This is a genomic window from Alicyclobacillus acidocaldarius subsp. acidocaldarius Tc-4-1, assembly GCF_000219875.1.
Classification (GTDB): Bacteria; Bacillota; Bacilli; order Alicyclobacillales; family Alicyclobacillaceae; genus Alicyclobacillus; species Alicyclobacillus acidocaldarius_A.
In genome coordinates this window covers 1039519-1058238 of the sequence record NC_017167.1, presented here as the reverse complement: position 1 = coordinate 1058238, position 18720 = coordinate 1039519, and the positions used below count along the sequence as shown (strand labels likewise).

19 protein-coding genes and 3 pseudogenes are annotated in these 18720 nt (G+C 60.5%); 10 read left to right on the top strand and 12 right to left on the bottom strand.

The genetic code is table 11. The features are described 5' to 3' along the window. Positions 1–84: 84 nt before the first annotated feature. Positions 85–1605 (top strand): IS21 family transposase, encoded by a 1521-nt coding sequence (gene istA, locus TC41_RS04840; protein ID WP_014463898.1) that lies wholly within the window; start codon positions 85–87, stop codon positions 1603–1605. Positions 1606–1764: 159 nt separating this feature from the next. Here istA and TC41_RS17215 read toward each other — a convergent pair. Further along, a pseudogene (locus TC41_RS17215) lies at positions 1765–2166 on the bottom strand (transposase); the annotation flags it as partial. Between the two features lie 89 nt (positions 2167–2255). Next, a pseudogene (locus TC41_RS04830) lies at positions 2256–2552 on the bottom strand (IS1634 family transposase); the annotation flags it as partial. Between the two features lie 87 nt (positions 2553–2639). Here TC41_RS04830 and tnpA point away from each other — a divergent pair. The 6 genes and pseudogenes from tnpA to TC41_RS04800 all read left to right on the top strand — a co-directional run bounded on the left by tnpA (position 2640) and on the right by TC41_RS04800 (position 7532). After that, positions 2640–2960: an IS66 family insertion sequence element accessory protein TnpA gene (gene tnpA / locus TC41_RS04825; protein ID WP_014463249.1), complete on the top strand. Its 321-nt coding sequence runs from the start codon at positions 2640–2642 to the stop codon at positions 2958–2960. A gap of 53 nt (positions 2961–3013) precedes the next feature. Beyond that, positions 3014–3316, top strand: a complete 303-nt coding sequence (gene tnpB / locus TC41_RS04820) for an IS66 family insertion sequence element accessory protein TnpB (RefSeq protein WP_049784400.1) — start codon at positions 3014–3016, stop codon at positions 3314–3316. Positions 3317–3365: 49 nt separating this feature from the next. After that, positions 3366–4991, top strand: a complete 1626-nt coding sequence (tnpC, locus tag TC41_RS04815; RefSeq protein WP_014463251.1) for an IS66 family transposase — start codon at positions 3366–3368, stop codon at positions 4989–4991. Between the two features lie 81 nt (positions 4992–5072). Then, a pseudogene (locus tag TC41_RS15665) lies at positions 5073–5300 on the top strand (transposase); the annotation flags it as partial. Positions 5301–5493: 193 nt separating this feature from the next. Next, positions 5494–6354, top strand: coding sequence for an IS3 family transposase (locus TC41_RS04810; RefSeq protein WP_049784329.1), 861 nt, complete (start codon positions 5494–5496; stop codon positions 6352–6354). Positions 6355–6402: 48 nt separating this feature from the next. Continuing rightward, a protein-coding gene (locus TC41_RS04800; RefSeq protein WP_374952866.1) for an IS3 family transposase occupies positions 6403–7532 on the top strand; the annotation gives its coding sequence in 2 pieces (ribosomal slippage) (positions 6403–6631 and positions 6631–7532; 1131 coding nt in all). A gap of 106 nt (positions 7533–7638) precedes the next feature. On the opposite strand, the gene TC41_RS17210 is transcribed toward TC41_RS04800, so the two are convergent. Next, positions 7639–8076: a DUF6788 family protein gene (locus TC41_RS17210; protein ID WP_374952865.1), complete on the bottom strand. Its 438-nt coding sequence runs from the start codon at positions 8074–8076 to the stop codon at positions 7639–7641. A gap of 83 nt (positions 8077–8159) precedes the next feature. Here TC41_RS17210 and TC41_RS04795 point away from each other — a divergent pair, with 83 nt between their 5' ends. Then, a complete protein-coding gene (locus TC41_RS04795; RefSeq protein ID WP_158306716.1) occupies positions 8160–8339 on the top strand; it encodes a hypothetical protein in 180 nt (59 codons plus the stop codon). A gap of 12 nt (positions 8340–8351) precedes the next feature. Continuing rightward, positions 8352–8600, top strand: coding sequence for an IS3 family transposase (locus TC41_RS16590; protein WP_081462311.1), 249 nt, complete (start codon positions 8352–8354; stop codon positions 8598–8600). A 247-nt stretch (positions 8601–8847) separates the two neighbouring features. Here the strand turns inward: TC41_RS16590 and TC41_RS04790 are convergent, their stop codons facing one another. The 7 genes from TC41_RS04790 to TC41_RS04760 all read right to left on the bottom strand — a co-directional run bounded on the left by TC41_RS04790 (position 8848) and on the right by TC41_RS04760 (position 16376). Then, positions 8848–9276 (bottom strand): hotdog fold thioesterase, encoded by a 429-nt coding sequence (locus TC41_RS04790; RefSeq protein WP_041695057.1) that lies wholly within the window; start codon positions 9274–9276, stop codon positions 8848–8850. A gap of 2 nt (positions 9277–9278) precedes the next feature. After that, positions 9279–10250, bottom strand: a complete 972-nt coding sequence (gene thrB, locus TC41_RS04785; RefSeq protein ID WP_041695056.1) for a homoserine kinase — start codon at positions 10248–10250, stop codon at positions 9279–9281. Further along, positions 10247–11320 carry a threonine synthase gene (thrC, locus tag TC41_RS04780; protein ID WP_041695055.1) on the bottom strand — a complete coding sequence of 358 codons (1074 nt, stop codon included), beginning with the start codon at positions 11318–11320 and terminating at the stop codon, positions 10247–10249. The genes thrB and thrC overlap by 4 nt, the downstream gene beginning before the upstream one ends. Positions 11321–11415: 95 nt before the next feature. Beyond that, positions 11416–12354: an MBL fold metallo-hydrolase gene (locus TC41_RS04775; protein ID WP_014463886.1), complete on the bottom strand. Its 939-nt coding sequence runs from the start codon at positions 12352–12354 to the stop codon at positions 11416–11418. 55 nt (positions 12355–12409) lie between these two features. Continuing rightward, positions 12410–13699, bottom strand: a complete 1290-nt coding sequence (gene yfmH, locus TC41_RS04770; protein ID WP_014463885.1) for an EF-P 5-aminopentanol modification-associated protein YfmH — start codon at positions 13697–13699, stop codon at positions 12410–12412. Next, a complete protein-coding gene (gene yfmF, locus TC41_RS04765; protein WP_014463884.1) occupies positions 13696–14991 on the bottom strand; it encodes an EF-P 5-aminopentanol modification-associated protein YfmF in 1296 nt (431 codons plus the stop codon). The genes yfmH and yfmF overlap by 4 nt, the downstream gene beginning before the upstream one ends. Before the next feature lie 86 nt (positions 14992–15077). Beyond that, on the bottom strand, positions 15078–16376 hold the full coding sequence (locus tag TC41_RS04760) for an MFS transporter (RefSeq protein WP_041695054.1): 1299 nt from the start codon (positions 16374–16376) through the stop codon (positions 15078–15080). Positions 16377–16499: 123 nt separating this feature from the next. Between TC41_RS04760 and TC41_RS04755 the strand changes: the two genes are divergently transcribed. Next, positions 16500–17348 (top strand): deoxyribonuclease IV, encoded by an 849-nt coding sequence (locus TC41_RS04755; RefSeq protein ID WP_014463882.1) that lies wholly within the window; start codon positions 16500–16502, stop codon positions 17346–17348. A 56-nt stretch (positions 17349–17404) separates the two neighbouring features. Here the strand turns inward: TC41_RS04755 and TC41_RS04750 are convergent, their stop codons facing one another. Beyond that, the gene (locus tag TC41_RS04750; protein ID WP_008340557.1) at positions 17405–17710 is read right to left on the bottom strand and encodes a MazG-like family protein; all 306 of its coding nucleotides are present in this window, start codon (positions 17708–17710) and stop codon (positions 17405–17407) included. 27 nt (positions 17711–17737) lie between these two features. Beyond that, a complete protein-coding gene (locus TC41_RS04745) occupies positions 17738–18667 on the bottom strand; it encodes an aminotransferase class IV (RefSeq protein ID WP_041695703.1) in 930 nt (309 codons plus the stop codon). Between the last annotated feature and the right edge of the window lie 53 nt (positions 18668–18720).

Below are 18720 nucleotides of genomic sequence, written 5' to 3'. Positions count from 1 at the left end.
GCGGATAGTGAATAGGCACTTGCAACACCACTCTTCCAACTCTACCCTAGGGTTTGTCTAGGAATCCTGGGGAGATGAGAGAGGATGTTGAAAGTGCCACAGCAGCAGTATATCAAGTTTCTCTACGAGAATGGGGACTGTTCGATTTCCGAAATTGCCAGGTCCCTGGGAATCAACTGGCGTACTGCCAAGAAATACGCCACCAAGGACGACTGGAATGAGCCCCTGCGGCGGCGCAGGAAACGGCATCCCGTTCTCGGCCCGTACCTTGACATCATCGATACATGGCTGACGGAGGAGCAGGCGCTGCCCCGCAAGCAACGGTACACAGCCAAGCGAATCTTTGACCGGCTGTGTGAGGAGCACGGGTTCGAGGGCGGGCGTCGAACCGTCGAGCGGTACGTGGCCCAGCGGCGCAAGGAACTCAAGCTCGAGCGTGCCGAATCCTACGAGCGGCTGGAGCACCCCGGTGGCGAGGCACAGGTGGACTTTGGAACGGCTTACGTAGGACAGGCTGGACAGTTGGTCGAGCGGAAGGTGCTTGTGATGTCCTTCCCGTTTAGCAATGCCGCGTTCGCCTTCCCGGTGCGTGCGGAGAACACCGAGTGCTTTTTGGAGGCGATGAAACGAATCTTCGGGCGGATAGGAGGTGTTCCGAGCAAGATCTGGTTCGACAATCTGTCGGCGGCGGTCGTCTCCATTGACAAGGACGGCGGGCGGACGTTCACCGACCAGTTCCTTCGGTTCGCAGCCCACTACCGGTTCCAGCCGGAGTTCTGCAACCCGTACAGCGGGCATGAGAAGGGGCATGTGGAGAACAAGGTGGGATACAGCCGTCGGAATTGGCTCGTCCCCCCTCCCGTGTGCGATACCGACACCGAGCTGGAGGAGCATCTGGCCCGTAAGTCAGAGGCTGATATGGAACGCCCGCATTACGCCAAGCATGAGCGTATTGCCGACCTGTGGGAAAAGGAGCGTTCAAAACTGCTCGCGTTACCGGCCACGCCGTTCGAGGTGTTCCGCCTGGAGGCTGCCCGTCTGAACAAGTACCGGGAACTGCGGTTCGAGAAAGCCACCTACCCGTTGCCTCAGTGCCGAGGGCTGGAGACGGTGCTGCTGAAAGTGAAGTGGGATGAAATCGAGGTCTTGTCGAGCGACGGGGAGTACCGGCTCCTAGGGAAGCTTCCACGGCCTTATGCGGACAAGCCCATTACGATTGAGTGGACCACCGTATTCGACGGATACCGGAGGAAACCTCGGTCCGTGATGTACTCGGACCTGGCAAGATACATGCCTTCTTCGGTACGCGCCTTCATACGGGTGGAGGATGCCGAGCTGAGAAAGGCCCGTATCGCCCTCGTTCGTCGCCTGCTGGAGAGCCACGAGATGGCCGAGATAGGCGCGGCGCTCGATACGTTGGCGGGGCACTTCAGCCCGGAGGCTGTCCTCGAGCACACGCTATACGCCATGAAACACCCCGAGTTTCGGCCTGAACCGTTGGTGGAATCGCACACCCCGGTGGAGATTCACGGGCACATGCCCGATCTGAGCCAGTATGACGCTGCTGTCAACATCGGTTGTAAAATCCCCAATAACATCGGTTGAGAATTCCCCAAGATCGAGAGCTCTGAAAAAGTGGGGAATTTCGCGGGATCAGGGGAGCCAATCAGAAATCCGTGTGGTCGGATACCTGTGGTTGAAGGCTGAATGAGTGGGGCTGGTTCGTATTTCCGTCGATTTGTTCCGTTGACCATCCTTAGCACATTACGAAGCAGGGACGGGTTTCGATGCTCGACCCTGGATCAGGTTGACGATCCGTTTCACGTTCACAACCAAAAACGTGAGATACACTTGGATGGCTACACGCCACTTGCCGCGGTAGCGTGCGCGTCCCAGGCCATGCCATTGTTTCAACTCGCCAAATGTGCGTTCGATGGCCTTCCGGTCGTGCAATGCTCGCCGTAAACTTCGCTGGCTCTGAAGTGACTCCCGAACCCGGTCGCTGAGATACACTCGCTTCCGGGTTTCCTTCTTTCCCAGACACGCGGTTTTCAATGGGCAGTTTTGGCAATCGGTTTGCGAAAAGTAGTACAGAAACCCGCCTTTGAAAGGCGTTTTTCCGCTCGTCTCCTTCCGTCCTGGGCACACAAAGGTGTCTTTCCGAGGCCCGACTTCGACACTTGGTAGTCATACAAAGTCCCACGAACCCATGGCCGACGCGGGTTCGTGGGACCTGTGGATAACTCGCGTAGTGTCTACAGCCCTCTTGCTCGAGGTTCTACCTTCAGGATCCTCGGTGGTTCCTTGATCCTCAAGGCTCGCAGGATCTCCCGCTGCGCCTCTGTCGTCTCTGTCCGCTGCACGACAATCCCTTCCAGCGTGCTCTTCGTCACCCGGTGCATCGCTTGCATGTGAGAGCGGATGTCTGACCATGTCCGCCCAGTTTGGACCTCCGCGATGCGCACCAACAACAAGGCCAGCCAGCAAAGCAGCACATGCGACCGAATGCGCTCGTCCTTCCGGTGATACATGGGACGGATGTCCGTAAGCGTAAACTGAGACCCACATGGCTTTCATCCTCTCGTCGCTTGAAAAATGTCATCATCAAGCCACGGGAGGGTTCTTGTATGCGAGAGCACATGTCTCACCAGGAGCGTCGTGAGCTTTGGCGTGAACGTATCGCTGCCTTCTACGACAGCGGCCAGTCCGCCAGTCAGTTTTGCGCTGAGCACGGTCTGAAACCCCATCAGTTCTGGTACTGGCTTCGCCGACTACGAAACGAAACCGCACCTGGCACGCATGACACGACGTTCGTGTCGGTCGTGACAACCTCTTCACCTTCGGACGCAGGCCGTTCGCCCCTGACCCTGCGCATTGGTTCGGTCGAGATTGACGTCCGTCCCGGCTATGACGCGTCGACACTTGCTGAGCTCATTCGGCTCGTGATGCATGTTTGCTAGCCTTCGACTGGACTTCGGATCACCGCGTGTATCTCGCCTGTGGCGCCACAGACATGCGCAAATCCATTGACGGACTCGCCGCACTCGTTCAGGCGTCGTTTCAACTCGATCCGTTTTCGCCATGCCTGTTTGTCTTCTGCAATCGGCAACGGGACAAGCTCAAAATCTTGCACTGGTCGCACAACGGCTTTTGGCTGTACTATCGGCGCTTAGAGCGCGGTCGATTCGATTGGCCAGAGACAGGAGATGCCAAGACCATGGTGATCACACGGCGAGAGCTGAACTGGCTCCTGGATGGCCTGCCGCTCGAGCAGCCGAAAGCGCATCGAGCTGTGCATGTCCGTTCTGCGATTTAAGTAGGCCACCTCAGCAGGAATCGGATCTAGGCCGTCGAATGCTTAGGGCATGACGCAGGAGAACGGCACCATCCTCATGACCGAACAAGAATACGAAGCCCTTCAGCGAGAAAAGGAGCAATTGCGCCAACAGGTGGCCTACCTGGAGGAGCAGATCCATCTGCTCCGTCATCGTCTGTTTGGGGCTTCCAGTGAAAAGCGGCGCAAGACCCCGGCTGAGTCGGACAGCGTCCAGCTCCCGTTGTTCAACGAAGCCGAAGTCGAGGCGGACGCCCAACCTTCGGAAGAGACCGGGGAAGCCGATGCAGAAGTGACGTCGGAAGGCGTGGAGACGGAGACCATCACGTATGAGCGCCGGAAGCCTCGTGCGGCACGGGAGCGTGACGCCTGGCTGTATCAGGGCGAAGCAGACGAGGTCGTCGAATACCGACTGTCAGATGACGAGCGAGTCTGCTCGAAATGTGCGGGTGAGCTTCACGAGATGAGCCGTGAGATCACGCGACGCGTGAAAATCATCCCGGCGCAGATGAAAAAAGTCGAGTACGTGCGGTACGTGTACGCCTGCCGGCACTGTGAAGCGCAGGACGTGGAGACCCCTGTGGTGCGCGCGCCGATGCCGAGGCCGGTGCAGGCGAAGAGTCTCGCGACGCCAGAAGCGGTGGCATACGTGATGACGAAGAAGTTCGTCGACGGGATGCCATTGTACCGGCAAGAGCAACAGTTTGCGCGGCACGGGTATCCGCTGTCCCGCCAAACGCTGGCGAATTGGGTGGTGCACGCGGCGGAGACGTGGTTAGAGCCGCTCTATGCGAAACTTCGCCAAGTGCTCCTGGCTCAGCGCTATCTGCATGCGGACGAAACGACTCTGCAAGTGTTGCATGAAGCCGGGCGCGCGGCGCAGACCCAGTCGTACATGTGGGTGTACCGGAGCGGTATGGACGGACCGCCTATGGTCCTGTACGACTACCAGGAAACGCGGAGCGCGGAGCATCCGCGACGGTTCTTGGCAGGGTTTCAAGGGTATCTGCACGTGGATGGATACGCGGGCTATGAGGGCTTGCCGGATGTCACCCTTGTAGGATGTTGGGCACATGCGCGGCGAAAGTTTGACGAAGCCCTAAAGGCAGTGCCTCCCAAGGAGCGAAAGGGCAAGACGGCTGCCGAAGAAGGATTGTCGTATTGCAACGCGCTGTATGCGGTGGAGAAGAAGCTGAAGAACGCAAGCGCCGAAGAGCGACAACGTGTGCGGATGGCCAAAAGTAAGCCCATCCTGGACGCGTTTTTGGCATGGCTTGAAAAGCAGGAACAGCAGATGTTGCCGAAGAGCGCGTTAGGACGGGCGGTGAATTATGGCCTGAAGCAGTGGCCCAAGCTGATTCGGTACGTCGAAGACGGGCATTTGGAGATCGACAACAACCGATGCGAGCGGTCATTGAAGCCGTTTGTGATCGGACGGAAGAACTGGCTTTTTGCCAATACGCCGCGAGGAGCACGGGCCAGTGCTGTGACATACAGCATCGTGGAGACAGCGAAGGAGAATGGACTGAATCCGACCGCGTATTTGACGTATCTCTTTGAACGGATGCCGAACATGGACCTCAAGGATGAAGCGGCGTTCGAGGCATTGTTGCCTTGGTCAGAAGGGCTCCCTGATGGGATTCGAGTGAGAAATTGAAAATTACAAAAGCCCTGCCCGATTGACGGCAGGGCGTCTTCGTGAATGCGATGCGCAAGGTATGGTTCGGTTGACGCTTACATCTGCTCGACCAATCCGCTGGAGCGCCTGAATCGGGAGATGCGGAGGCGGATGGACGTCGTGGGCATCTTCCCCAACCGGGACGCGGTGTTGCGACTGGCAGGCGCGATTTTGCAGGAGCAACACGAAGAGTGGCTCGTGGCACGGCGGTACTTCAGCTTGGAGTCGATGGCCAAGCTCAAACCGAACAAGCCCCAGCTCGCAGCGGCAGCCCTGTTACAAAAATAGACACATGAGGCGAGGTGGTGCTAACCCACGCACATCGAGGCTTTGGCCCTAACGACTTAGAATCGACCGGCGAGCGCTCCGTCAAGGGCGCCCGAGGGGCGAGCGAAGCGTCCCTTGACGAAGCGTGAAGGCGGTCGATAAGGTTCCCAAGGGTCAAAGCCGACCATGTCACACATGAGACACGCACGGTGAAATTCCACCACTTGACGAGACACTACCGCGCGGACGGCCCGAAAGTCTTCGGGCCAAGCGCAGGAAGCGACGGATTCGTCGCATTCATGAGCTGTTCCTGCAATCTCGTCGATTGTATGGGAGTCCAAAGATCACAGCGCTCCTACGTCGGGACGGGGAACGCATCGCACAAAAGACGGTAGCGCGTCTCATGCGAGAGCACGGGCTTCGGAGTCGTACCGTACGCAAGTACAAAGCGACAACCGATTCGAAGCATCGTCATCCCGTGCATGAGAACGTCCTCAATCAACGCTTTGTGGCAGAACGGCCAGGACAGGTCTATATGGCAGATATCACGTACATTCCGACAGATGAAGGCTGGGTGTATCTTGCCAGCGTTGAAGATCTGTACAGCCGTAAGATTGTGGGTTGGAACGCAGGTGCGAGGATGTCCAAAGAGCTCTGCATCCGCGCGTTGGAGCAAGCACACAAACACAGGCAGCAACGCGACGGCGTTGTCCTGCACCATTCGGATCGTGGAAGCCAGTACGCGTCGCATGAGTATCAGAACCGGCTCAGAGCCTATGGGATGACGGCAAGCATGAGTCGGAAAGGGAATTGTTATGACAATGCTTGTATGGAATCATTCCACAGCGTGCTCAAGCGAGAACTCGTGTACCTAGAGAGATTCCGGACGCGAGCTGAGGCCATCCGACGGATCTTCGAGTACATCGAAATCTGGTACAACCGACAACGGATCCACGGTGCAGTTGGGTATCGGACGCCCGATGACGTCGAGCGCCAATACTTCGAGGCGAAGTTGAAAGGTGATGTTAGGATCAAACTGTGGACAGGGCGAATCGAGAATGTAAAAATAAGTTGAATTCGAGGTGAGCCCTTGTGACACAGAAGTACGACAAAGAATTTAAAACTGCACGCAGTAGAGTTGGCGCTCGAGAGTGACAGACCGGCGAGCGAAGTGGCTCGTGATCTCGGGATTTCCCCGAAGAGCTTGTATGGGTGGATCGCCAAGTATCGTGAGGATCCCGATCACCCCTTTGTTGGAAGTGGACACCTGCGCCCGGATGCACAAGCCCAACGCGATTTGGAGCGGGAAAACCGACGTTTGCGCGAGGAGAACGAGATCCTAAAAAAAGCTGTGCGCATCTTCACGCACGACCGGAAGTAGCCTTCGCTTGGATCCATGCACACCGCTCCGAGCTTTCGGTTCAGAAGATGTGCCAACTCCTACGGGTTTCTCGGAGCGGGTATTACGCCTGGTGCAAACGCCCGGAAAGCCAACGTGCGAAGCGACGCAAGCGCTTGATTCGACGGATTCACGAGTTGTTTGTGGAGTCCAGGCGCTTGTACGGCAGTCCGAAGATTACGGCACTTCTTCGTCGAGAAGGAGAACGCATTGCTCAAAAGACCGTGGCGCGTTGGATGAAAGAGCACGGCCTCCGAAGCCGGACGGTGCGCAAGCACAAGGCCACCACGGCGTCACAACACACGTATCCTGTGCACAAGAACGTGCTCGACCAACGCTTTGTGACGGAGCACCCCGGTCAGGTGTACATGGCCGATATCACGTACATCCCGACCGACGAGGGGTGGGTGTATCTGGCGAGCGTGGAGGACTTGTATACTCGAAAGATCGTCGGATGGCGTGCGGATGCACGCATGACGAAAGAACTTTGCTTGGACGCACTTGATCAGGCCTATCGACGAGGACGGCGCAGAGAAGGATGTGTCACGCTCCATCATTCGGATCGCGGTAGCCAATACGCGTCGCACGAGTATCAAGATCGCCTACGAGCGTATGGTATGGTGCCAAGCATGAGTCGAAAGGGAAACTGTTATGACAATGCCTGCATGGAATCCTTTCACAGCGTTCTCAAGCGGGAACTCATCTATCTGGAGCGATTCAAAACGCGTGCGGAGGCCATCCAGCGGATTTTTGAGTACATCGAAGTCTGGTACAACCGAAAGCGAATCCACGCATCCATCGGATACCATACCCCGGACGAATGGGAGCGGTGTTATTTTGCGAATACGGGTTGAGGACGAGATAACCGCTCATACCGAAGGGCTTGATGTGGAGAAGCGGGCATGATAGCCTGGCAGGCTTTACGAGGGCGAGCGTCGCTCGGCTGCACAAAACGCGAAGTCATGCCCGCAGAGGCTCCATGTCAAGCCCTGACCGCCAATATCGACGCCGATCCGTGCACATTGAACAACATTCTCGGTTTTGGGGTGTCCACAAACTTGACTTAACACCACAGTCCTCCAGCATCAGACGGCGATTGTACTCGCCCAGTTTCTGTAGCGCCTCTCGCGCGGCGCGAAAACGCTCAACCCCAGTGCGTACGGCATCCACTTTCTCGGCGGGGACGTGGCAGGTACGCGTCCGGCCATTCTCCGACCACGTCAGCAGGTAGTACGGCCCGTGTTTTTGCCCGGAATGGCAGATGCAATTGGGTTTGCCACAAGTGCGGTAGGTTTCGACAAGTGAGCCAGCGATCGCTCCATCGAGATGAGCGAGCAAGTGTTGCTGTTGACGATTTCGATGTAGGACGAGGATGCTTCTTTTAGACAAAGGGATCACCACCAATCCGATGTGTTATACACATATAAGAATACCGTGAAATCGCCCAATGAACAATGACTTTTTCAGAGTTCTCGAAAAAGTTGCGCCCGCTTCGGGAGGAGGACGAGAACGAGTACGGGAGCTTCAAGCTTGTGATGGAACGGCTGCATTCGATTCAGCAAAACACCGTTGAGTTCGCAGGACAGGTCTTCCAGCAGCTGACCGAACCAAACGAGCAGCAGCGAAAAATCCTCGACGCTTTGGGGGTCAAACTGAAGTAGCCAGAATCATTCATCCCAAAAAGGCGTAAACTCCTTGCCGGGACTGGGATTCTGGCGTCGGCCTCGAGTGAACTTCCGTTTAAGACAAGAGCCGAAGCGATCCGACGGATTTTCGAGTACATCGAAATCTGGTACAACCGACAACGGATCCACGCTGCTATTGGCTATCGGACGCCCGACGAAGTCGAATACCTATACTTCGAGAACCGGTTGACAGGTGCCAGCGCAAGCGGCGACTCGACGGACGAAGCGAGTGCTTGATATGAAGAGGCGGGCATGATAGCCTGGCTTTCTCCTTCGGCGAGCGTCCGCTCGGCTGGTAACGACGCGCCATCATGCCCGCAGAGGCTCCATGTCAAGCACGGACGGGACAGCGCCAGGAAACTTTATATATCCTCGGTTTTGGGTGTCCACTGTATTGACTCAATACTAGAAAGTTCAAACTCTAGCTTCAATCTATGCCATTTAGCATCTGGCACAATGAACAGCCAGTGTGCCCAGTGATCTCTCACACTTCTGTAGGCCACGCCTTCTGCATCCGGCCGCGATTTTGAATGACGGCAAGGGTGCAACGGGAAATGCACACCAGGCGATCGCGCTCGTCCACAATCCGGATCTGCCACACCTGCGTCGACGATCCACGATGGATGGGCTCCGCAATGGCCTTGACCACACCTTCGCGTAGTGGACGGATATGGTTAGCATTAATCTCCATTCCAACCACTACTTTCCCATCGTCGCACACATTTAGCGCGCCACCAAGGCTGGCAGCCGATTCGGCAAGCGCCACGCTCGCACCACCGTGCAAAAGTCCCATGGGCTGGTGCGTACGCGCATCCACGGGCATCGTCATAACGATCCGCTCCTTCGACGCCTCCACTACTTCCATCCCCAAGTATGCCATCAAAGTGTTCGGTATTAATTCTCGAATATCCATCTTCACACCTCGTCTCCTGTTGATTCAAACTTCCAATGCGCGCGTGTCTCACCGTGCACCGGCCGCAGCACGAGCGCCCGACACGGCGTGCCTGCGTTGCGCCACGCGAGCGTCATCTCATCCGCCACGCGAAGGGCCACGTCCGGCTTGCACCAGGCGAGCAGCGTGGGTCCTGCGCCGCTCAGCGTGACGGCGTATGCGCCTGCAGCCATGGCCGCCCGCTCGACCTCGTCCGCTCCAGGCACGAGCGGCTTGCGGTACGGCTCGTGGAAGTAATCCAGCATGCCTCCGCGGAGAAGGTCGAGATCGGGCTTGAGCAGCGCCAGCAACAATCGAGCGCACTGCGCCACGTTTTCCACGGCCTCGTCCCGGGGATAGGCTTTCGGCAGGACGCGGCGCGCGAGTTCGGTCGGCAGCGCGAATTCGGGCGTCGCCGCCACAAAGCGCAGATTCGGAGGAATCGGCACTTCCGCCGTGCGAAGGCCCGCGCGATCGTGAAATGCCAGCACGCCGCCGCCCAGAAGCGCGGGCGCGACGTTGTCCGGGTGCCCCTCGAGCTCAGTCGCGAGCCGCAGCAGGCGATCACGGCCCAGCTTTCGATCCGGCGCGTACTCCTCGAGGAGCGCATTGGCAAGCACGAGGCCGGCCACAATCGCCGATGCGCTGGAGCCAAGCCCGGACGACACCGGAATCTGATTGTCTACCTCGAGGGCGAAGGGCGGCAACGCGCCACGGTAGACTCCCGCCTCCGCGAACAGGCGGTCCATGGCTTGGATAACCGCGTTGTCCTCGGTCTTCGGCAAAACTTCGGCCGCCTCCCCACTCACGCGAACGGCGAATGGCTCGCCGAGGCGGAGCGTGAAGGTGTTGTACAGCTGAAGCGCCATGCCCAGGCAGTCGAAGCCGGGGCCCAGGTTGGCCGTGGTCGCCGGCACGCGGACCGTGACCGAGCGGCGCATGTCACCCGGGCTCATGACAGCCCACCCAGCGCCCGCCGCACCGCGTCGGGATCGCCATCCACGACGAGGGCCTCTTGCGAGGCGAGGCGCATGGCGCTGTCTGGATCTTTCAAACCGTTTCCCGTCAGCACGCACACCACGGTCTCGCCGCGGGTCACGCCGCCCTCGCGGTGGCGCTTCAACAGCCCCGCGACGCTGGCCGCCGAAGCCGGCTCGGCGAACACGCCTTCCTGCGCGATGAGCTGGTACGCCTCGGCGATGGCATCATCCGTCACGCAGTCGATGGCGCCACCGGATTCCTGGGCGGCCCGGATCGCCTTGTCCCAGGACGCCGGGTTGCCGATGCGAATGGCCGTCGCAAAGGTCTCCGGATGCGCAATCGGTTCTCCACGCACGATGGCCGCCGCGCCCTCGGCCTCGAAGCCGAACATCTTGGGGCGCGCATGGATGCGCTTCTCCTCGTAATAGCGCGTGAATCCCATCCAGTAGGCCGAGATGTTGCCGGCGTTGCCCACGGGGATGTAGAGCGCGTCGGGCGCGCGTCCAAGGGCATCGCAGATCTCGAACGCCGCCGTCTGCTGGCCCATGAGGCGGTAGGGGTTGATGGAATTGACCACTTCCATGCCGAGCGGTTCCGCGACCTCGCGCACGATGGCAAGCGCCTGATCGAAATTTCCGCGAATGGCGACGATGCGAGCGCCGTACTGCACGGCCTGCGCCAGTTTGCCGAGCGCGACGTAGCCGTGCGGGATGAGGATGACCGCCTCGAGCCCCGCGCGCGCTGCGTAGGCGGCCGCCGACGCAGAGGTGTTCCCCGTGCTGGCACAGATGACGACGCGCTTGCCCGCCTCCTTGGCCTTGGCCACTGCAACTACCATGCCCCGGTCTTTGAACGATCCCGTCGGATTCGCGCCTTCGAACTTGAGGTACACGTGGCACTCGAGCCGCTCGCTCAGCTTGTCCGCGTAGACGAGCGGTGTGTTCCCCTCGTGCAACGTCAGCCGCGGCGTGTGTTCGGTGACGGGAAGAAAGTTTGCATAGACCTCCAAAATGCCCGGCCAACCCGGGCGGACGCTATGTTCCATGTTCATTCTCCTTTGTGACGGTGCGCGAGCCCGCCCTCGCCAGGCTCAACTCTAGAACCTCTGGGATCGAATGTACTGACAAATCAGGGGGTTCGTCAATCGAGCCGCTTCGGTTTCTCGATAGATTTGGGTGACTTCACGTAATAGACCTCGCCATGCCGCATGGGCCACACCCTATCGCCGTCGGCCACGGCCATGAGCCGCTGAAGCGGCTCGTCCACGGGCTCGCGCGAAAGGACGAACGTGTCGTGATGAATGGGAACGAAGACCTGGGCGCCCGTCTGAAGAAACATGTCCCAAGCCTGTTCCGGTGTGCAGTGGGCGTTCTCAAACGGCGCGGGTGCATACGCGCCAATGGGCATGCACGCGATCTGCGGCTCGTACTGCTTGACCGCGGAGAGATCCGTCGCCGCCGTGTCGCCGGCAAAAAACACCGACCACGGCCCCCGCCGAACCACGTAGCCCTGATAGCCCATGTTTCGGTTCCACGGATACCTGCTGCCCCAGTGCCGGACCTCGATGGCCGCGATCTCCGTCCCATCCTCCAGCCGAATTTCCTCGCCCGGGCTCATCTCGTACACGGCCTTCGGCCCATGCCACCGGGCGAGGTAACCCGTGCCTCGCGGCGTCACGACCACCGTCTGCCTCGTCACCACGCGCCGTAGGCTCGCGTGATCCAGGTGATCCATGTGGGCGTGCGACAGGAGGACGAGCTGGACCGGTCCACACGCTTCAGGCCGGATGGGGCAGTCCACATGGCGCCTGGGGCCAAAGGTCCAACCGAACGCCCGCACCCCGACGCGTGGAAACAGAACCGGATCGGTCAGGATGCGGACGCCGTCCATCTGCATGAGCACCGTCGAGTGCCCCAGCCAGGAGAGGTAAAGTCCTTCCTCACGCCACGCATCTGGCTTGGGCCTGTGCTCCGGCATTCGCCTCTTCGGCCGCGGCCAGTCCGCCGTCATCCGGCGATAGAGCGCGTACAACAGCGCAGCCACCGCCGCCACAACTACGAGGATGGCCAACATCCACATGAACGTCCGACTCCTTTTTCGCCTCAAGAACACACGCCCTCATCCTTTGCGCCGCTCAGGACGGCACGACCGCGCTTATCACCATGTTGTCGTCGCGCAGATGCTCCCGCAAGCGTGCGTTCGCACGTTCGAGCGTCATGGTTTGGAGCACGGCGATCACGTCGGCAAAGGCAAACGCCTCCGCGCCGCGGAGAACGTACGCGACCCAGTTGCGGACGAGAAAGGCGTTCTGATCTAAGCTCATCAGCACCCGGCCCATGATCTTTTTGCGAGCCCGTTCAAACGCCTCCTCGTCGATCCCGCGCTCGCGCTCGCGCGCGAGATGCGACTGGATCCGCTCGGCCAGCACGTCGGGATGCGGCGTGTTCCCGCCGACCAAGGTGTACCCGAACGTATTCGACAACTGGTAGCCCGCGGAGAAGCCTTTGTCGACGAGCCCTTCGTCCAGCAGGCTCTGGTAAAACGCCGAGGTAGGACCGAAGAGCGCCTCCAGCAGAATCGTCATCGCCGTGTCCTGTTCAATCAAATTCGACCCACTCGCCCCGTTTGCCTCCTTCCAGCCGACGAGGAGGCGGGGCTGCTGAACCGGGAAATGCACCCAATGACGGGATCGCGCAGGCGTCGGCGGTTCTTCTGGGTACAGGCGCTCGATGCTAGGCGGCTCCTCGAACGACTTCTTGGCCTGGTTTTCCTCGATGACGTGGGCGATCTCGTCCGCGTCAAAACCGCCAGCGATGACGAGCACCATGTTGGATGGGTGGTAAAAGGTTTCGTAACAAAGCAGAAGTTGTTCCTTAGTGATGGCCTGCACCGATTCGACGGTGCCGGCGATGTCGATGCGCACCGGATGGACGTGGTACATCGCGCGGAGCAGTTCCATATAGGCCCTGCGATCCGGGTGGTCGTTCACCATGTGAATCTCCTGCGCGATGATGCCCTTCTCCTTCTCGACGTTTTCGTCCGTCAGGTGGATGGACTGGACAAAGTCGAGCAGCGTGCCTACGTGCTTGGCGATCTCGCCCGTGCCCGAGAAATAGTACGCCGTGTGATCGAAGGTGGTGTAGGCATCGACCGACGCCCCATGGGCAGCGAAGCGCGCGAACACGTCCATCTCGGGATCCTCGAACATCTTGTGTTCCAAAAAGTGCGCAATTCCGTCGGGCATCTCATGCACTTTGCCGTCCGTCCGAAAGGCGCGATCGACCGACCCGTATCGGGTGGCGAACATGGCGTACGTCTGATGGAGCGCAGGGCGCGGCATCAGGGTGACCACGAGCCCGTTTTCGAGTCTGAAGGTGCGCGTTTCAAACGGCAGTTCAAGTGAAACGTGCCGAGCGTCGCTCATGTGCGGCTCCCCCTTCCCTCGAGGACATAGAGGCACACAGGCCGAAGCGCGGTAGCCAATGCCGCCGCGTCCTCGGGGCGCACCTGGTCGACGGACTCGATCATCTCCGGGATGGTCCGATCCCTGCCTGCGATGACCGCGTGGTGATGCCAAGCGATCAGCATGGCCGGCTGATCCAACATCTGCTGATACTGATTGCGCAGCGTGGCGCGCGTCTCCTGCCACTCGCTCGCCTCGATTTCTCCGCGCCGCAGAGCCTCGAGCTCCGCCTCCAGGATTTGACGCACCTCGTCTCGCTTGTCGGCCGAGATGCCCGCGTACACCGTGAGCAACCCGGTCGCGGCATCGACGAATGACCACACGCTGTACGCGAGCGAACGGCGTTCGCGGATGCTCATGAAAAGCTTCGAATGCGCAAAGCCGCCGAACACGCCGTTCATCATCACGAGCGCAGGGTACTCGTCGTCGCCGAACCCGACGCCGGAGGCAAAGGCGAGATCGAATTGCGTCTGCTGCGCGTCCTCAGCCTCGGTGACCTCTTCGAAGTCGCGCAGTTCCGCTGGCAAGACGACGTCGCGATCTACCTCGTCCGCGCGCATCGCGGGCTTGGTTGGCAGCGCTTTCGCCAGCCGATCCGCCACCCGCGCCGCGAGGCCGGCCATATCGCGGAACTGGCCCACGGCGTAGGCGTGCACCTCGGCCTGCGCGAGAACCTGCTGGTAGACCTCGTACAGCCGATCCGGCAGGAGAGCCTCCACGTCTTCCTCAAAGCCAAGCCGCGGCAGCCCTGCCGGCCTGCCGCGACAGACAATCTGATGGCATCGCTGCAGCGCATACGCCGCCTTGTCATCTCGGACCGCGCGGATTCGCCGGCGGTGCAATTCCTTCTCGCGTTGCACAGCTGCCTCGGCAAACCCTCCCGCGCCGATGGCGTGATCGAGCGCCAGCGACAGGACGAGATCCAGCGCTCGATCCACGAGCGCCGCCTCGTCCTCGCCCGGCACGTCCGGGACGCTCGCGCCCACCTCGACGATGTGATAGCCGCCGCGCTTGCTGATGGACGCGCGGATATGGGTCCCGTAGAGATGGTCCGTTGCAAGCGCAATCTGCCGATAGCTCGGGAGACTGCGCGTTCCGTTCATCCACACGGCGGGAAGCATCGCGACCTCGGTGACGCGATTGCGCGCCATCCGCAGATGAAACCTGAGCGAAAGTTCCTTCGTCCGAAACGCAGGATGAAGCAGCGTGTGCACCTGGCACCGGCCCGCGTCCAGGGTTTGAAAGGATTCCACGCGATCACTCCTTCGCACTCATCAAACCCATTATAATCGCTTCCCATGCGCTGGCGACCCTTGGCAGAGGAGCGGGTCTCGCCACGTCAGGGCGTCGGCCTCGCCCGCCGCTTCGCCGACGTGTGGCTCTCCTCGTTGTCGCCAAGTCGAAACCGCTGATGGCGCGATCGCGGCCCGAAAATCCGGGATTCGAGGGGCTGAATCAGCGCAACGGTCACCATCGGCATGAAGCCGAGCGCAAACGCGAGCCACCCAAATCCGCCCACCTGACGCGTCGTCTCAAACGACGCCACGACGAAATAGGCGACCACGCCCAAGATGCGGCCGGCGTTCTCGAGCCACTCCCTGACGACGATGTGCGTAATGGACGGCACGTCGTCGTCGGCCAGCGTGTGCATGGCGTCGAACACGTAGCCCTGCAGCGGGACCAGAAACAAGGGAAACGCGGCCGCCGCCAGCACGCCGTAGACGATGAGCGTCACCGTCGTGATGGACCATAGAAACGCGATGCTGGCGCCGAGAATGCCGAGGGCTCCCACGAGAAACAGTCGCCAGCGGAAGCGACCCGACCAGCGCCCTGCGGCGTAAAACGCGAGAAACGAGAGCGCGCCCTGCAACAGCAGGAATTCGCCGAGTTTCATTTCGCTGCCGGTGACGATGTAGAACAGGAGGCCAAGCAGAAACATAAAGACGCCCTCCCGCACACCGTACGCGGCCGAACCAAGGACGACGCGCCGCCACGGCTCCTGCGCAAGCGAGCGAAATCCCTCCCAGAGCCGAAGCTCGGCCAGTCGCGCGCTCTTCAGACGCAGGCTCACGAGCGTGGCGACCACAAACAGGGCGAACGAAATGCCGAAGACCACATGATAGCCCGTGAGCCCGCCAAAGTACGCGTCCTCCCGGCTGATGAGGGCGCCCGCGACGGGCGGAGCGATGACGTTCGCCACGGAGGTGAGCACGCCGAACAGGCCAAAGAACGGCTCGTGACCCTCGCGGTCCGTGTATTCCACGCTCAACACGTCGAACGCAAGCCAATAAAAGCCCTCCGCCAGGCCGGTGAGCACGCCGAGCAACTCGGGCATGTGCGCCGCTTCCTCGCCCACCATCAGCGCGACGGCGAAAAAGAGCGCGTAGAGCGCGATGCCAATCCGCAGGGACATGGCCGTCGACGTGCGCCGCGCGATGGCCGCCGCCAGGACGAATGTGACGGGGAGCGTGGCAAAGACGAGCAGATGGTACCAGGCGATGGCGGAGAAGGAGCGGTCGACTTTGAAGAGAAAAATGCTGACGAACGTGTTAGACAGGCTGATGGAAAGCTGAAACAGCGCGCCGACGATGAGAAGCCACCAGGCCAAGGCCGGCAAGCGAAACGGCTTTGCATGCATGGCCATCCTCCTCGCTGCCAGCCTAGTATGTCGCATCCGGGGCAAGGTATGTACGCAGCCGCCCGTGCCAGCGCCAAGTTCGTGTGTTACGATAGGGCGAGATGGTAGGACGGGGGTTGAAGTATGCGCGAAGAAGATCGCTTCGAGGGCATCCTGCTCGGCGCAAACGTCTCCGTCGCCGGGACGGGACTTTTGGCGGCCGTGGAGGAGACCATCTCGTACGGCGCCAACACGTTTATGATTTACACCCGCAGCAATCGGGGCGGCAAGGCGCGTCCCATCGAGACGTTTCACCGGGACGAGGGCCTCGCCTTGATGCGGGAACACGGCATTCACGATCCCGTCGTGCACCTGTCGTACCTCGTCAATCTGGCGAGCCCGAAGCCGGAGACGCGACAGTACGGCATGGATGTATTGCGCGAGGAGATTGAACGGGTGGAGTATTTGGGATTCCGCTACATCGTCATGCACCCCGGCTCCCACGTCGGCGAGGGAGAATCGTTTGCCATCCGGCAAATTGCCGACGCGCTGAACGAGATCCTCACGGGAGACGAGTCGCTGTGGCTATGCCTGGAGACCATGGCGGGGGACGGATCCAAAGTCGGCAACAGCCTTGAGGAAATCGCCGACATCATCAGCCGCGTCAAGCACGAGGACCGCCTCGGCGTCTGCATCGACACGTGCCACAATTACAGCTACGGCTACGACGTCGTGAACGACTTCGACGGCTTCTTGGCCGAGTTCGATCGCGTCCTCGGGCTGAATCGCCTGAAGGTGGTCCACATCAACGACTCGAAACATCCGTTCGGCTCGCGCAAGGATCGGCACGCCAACGTGGGCGAAGGGACGCTTGGCCTGGAGGCGCTCAAGCGCATTGTCCACCATCCGGCGCTCAAGGGCATCCCCCAGATCCTCGAGACGCCGGAAGGCAAGTACAAGGAGGAAATCGACCTGCTCCTCGACCGCGCGTAAGCGGAGCCTCGCGCACTCGGGTGTGGGCACCCGGCGCGGGTGCCCACCGCCGCAGATCACAGATAGCCCTTGCGCCGAAGCTTCTCGATATGCCGCTCGACCTCTCGCTCGATGTCGATGCCGTACAGATCCTCGATGACAAACATCATGGACGTCGCGGTCTGCGCGACGTCGAGGAGTTCGGTCACGATGGCGCGGACGACTTCCTCGTCCGGCATGCGCGTCTCTTCGCCCGAGAGGCCGCGGAACTTGCCGATGGCCTGAGCGAGTTCCCCGACCTCCTCGGTGATTTTGAGCATCGTCGACTCGAGCGTCGGCGTGAGCCGCTCGAGTTTGGGCAGAGACAGCGTCTTTCGCTGCAACCTTCCACGCTCCTTCGCTGCGTTGAGTCAGGCGATGGCACCTGCCCATGCGCGCACGCGTTCCACAAATGCAGCCCGGAGCCGCTCGACGAGCTCGAGGTCCCTCGCCGTCCACACCTCGTGAACTTGCTCCGGAGCCACGTTTCGCACCGGAGGACGTTCGGCCGAGATGACGGTACAAGGAATGTCCGGGTGTTCCACCACAGACGCGATAGGGTACACCTCGGTCATCGTCCCCGTCAGGAAGATGGCATCCACGTCCGCCAGGCGCGCGCGCGGCAGCTTCTCTTCTCGGACCGGAATGCCGAGATCGCGCGCCATCTCCAGCACGAACCGGCGCGTGATACCTGCCAAGATATACCGATCCGCCGGGGCGGTGACGAGTTCGCCGTTCACCACGAACCACACGTTGGAGCTCGCGGCCTCGATCATATAGCCGTCCCGCACGAGGAGCGCCTCGTCGGCCCCGGCGTCGTGCGCCGTTTGCTTGGCCATGATGTTGGGCAACAGGTTGAGCGACTTAATCCACGGATTCAGCCACCGCTCATCCGGAAGCAGGAGCAGCCGCCCCGGCTTCGCTTCGCTGGTGCCAGGTTTCACGGGCCGAACCGTCGCAGAAACGTTCGCTTCGACCGAAGGTTCGGGAAACAGATGATTGCGCACGGCCGATCCTCGGGTGACCTGTAGGTAAATCGCCGCCTCCGATTCTCCGCTCCGCTCCATGAGCGCGTGAATCAACTCCTTGCACGCTCCCGGATCAAACGGCGGCCGGATGCGAAGCGCCTTCATGCTCTGAAACAGCCGCTCCACGTGCCAGTCGAGCAGGAACGGCCGACCGCCGTAGGCCCGAATGACTTCGTAGACGCCGTCGCCAAACTGGTGGCCGCGCTCGTCGAGCGGCACGCACGCCTCGGCCGGATCCATCCACCGCCCGTTGAAATATCCGATCACCGCCATCTGCCATCCCTCTTCTCTCCTGTGAATGACAAGCGAGGCCGGCTCGCGCCCCT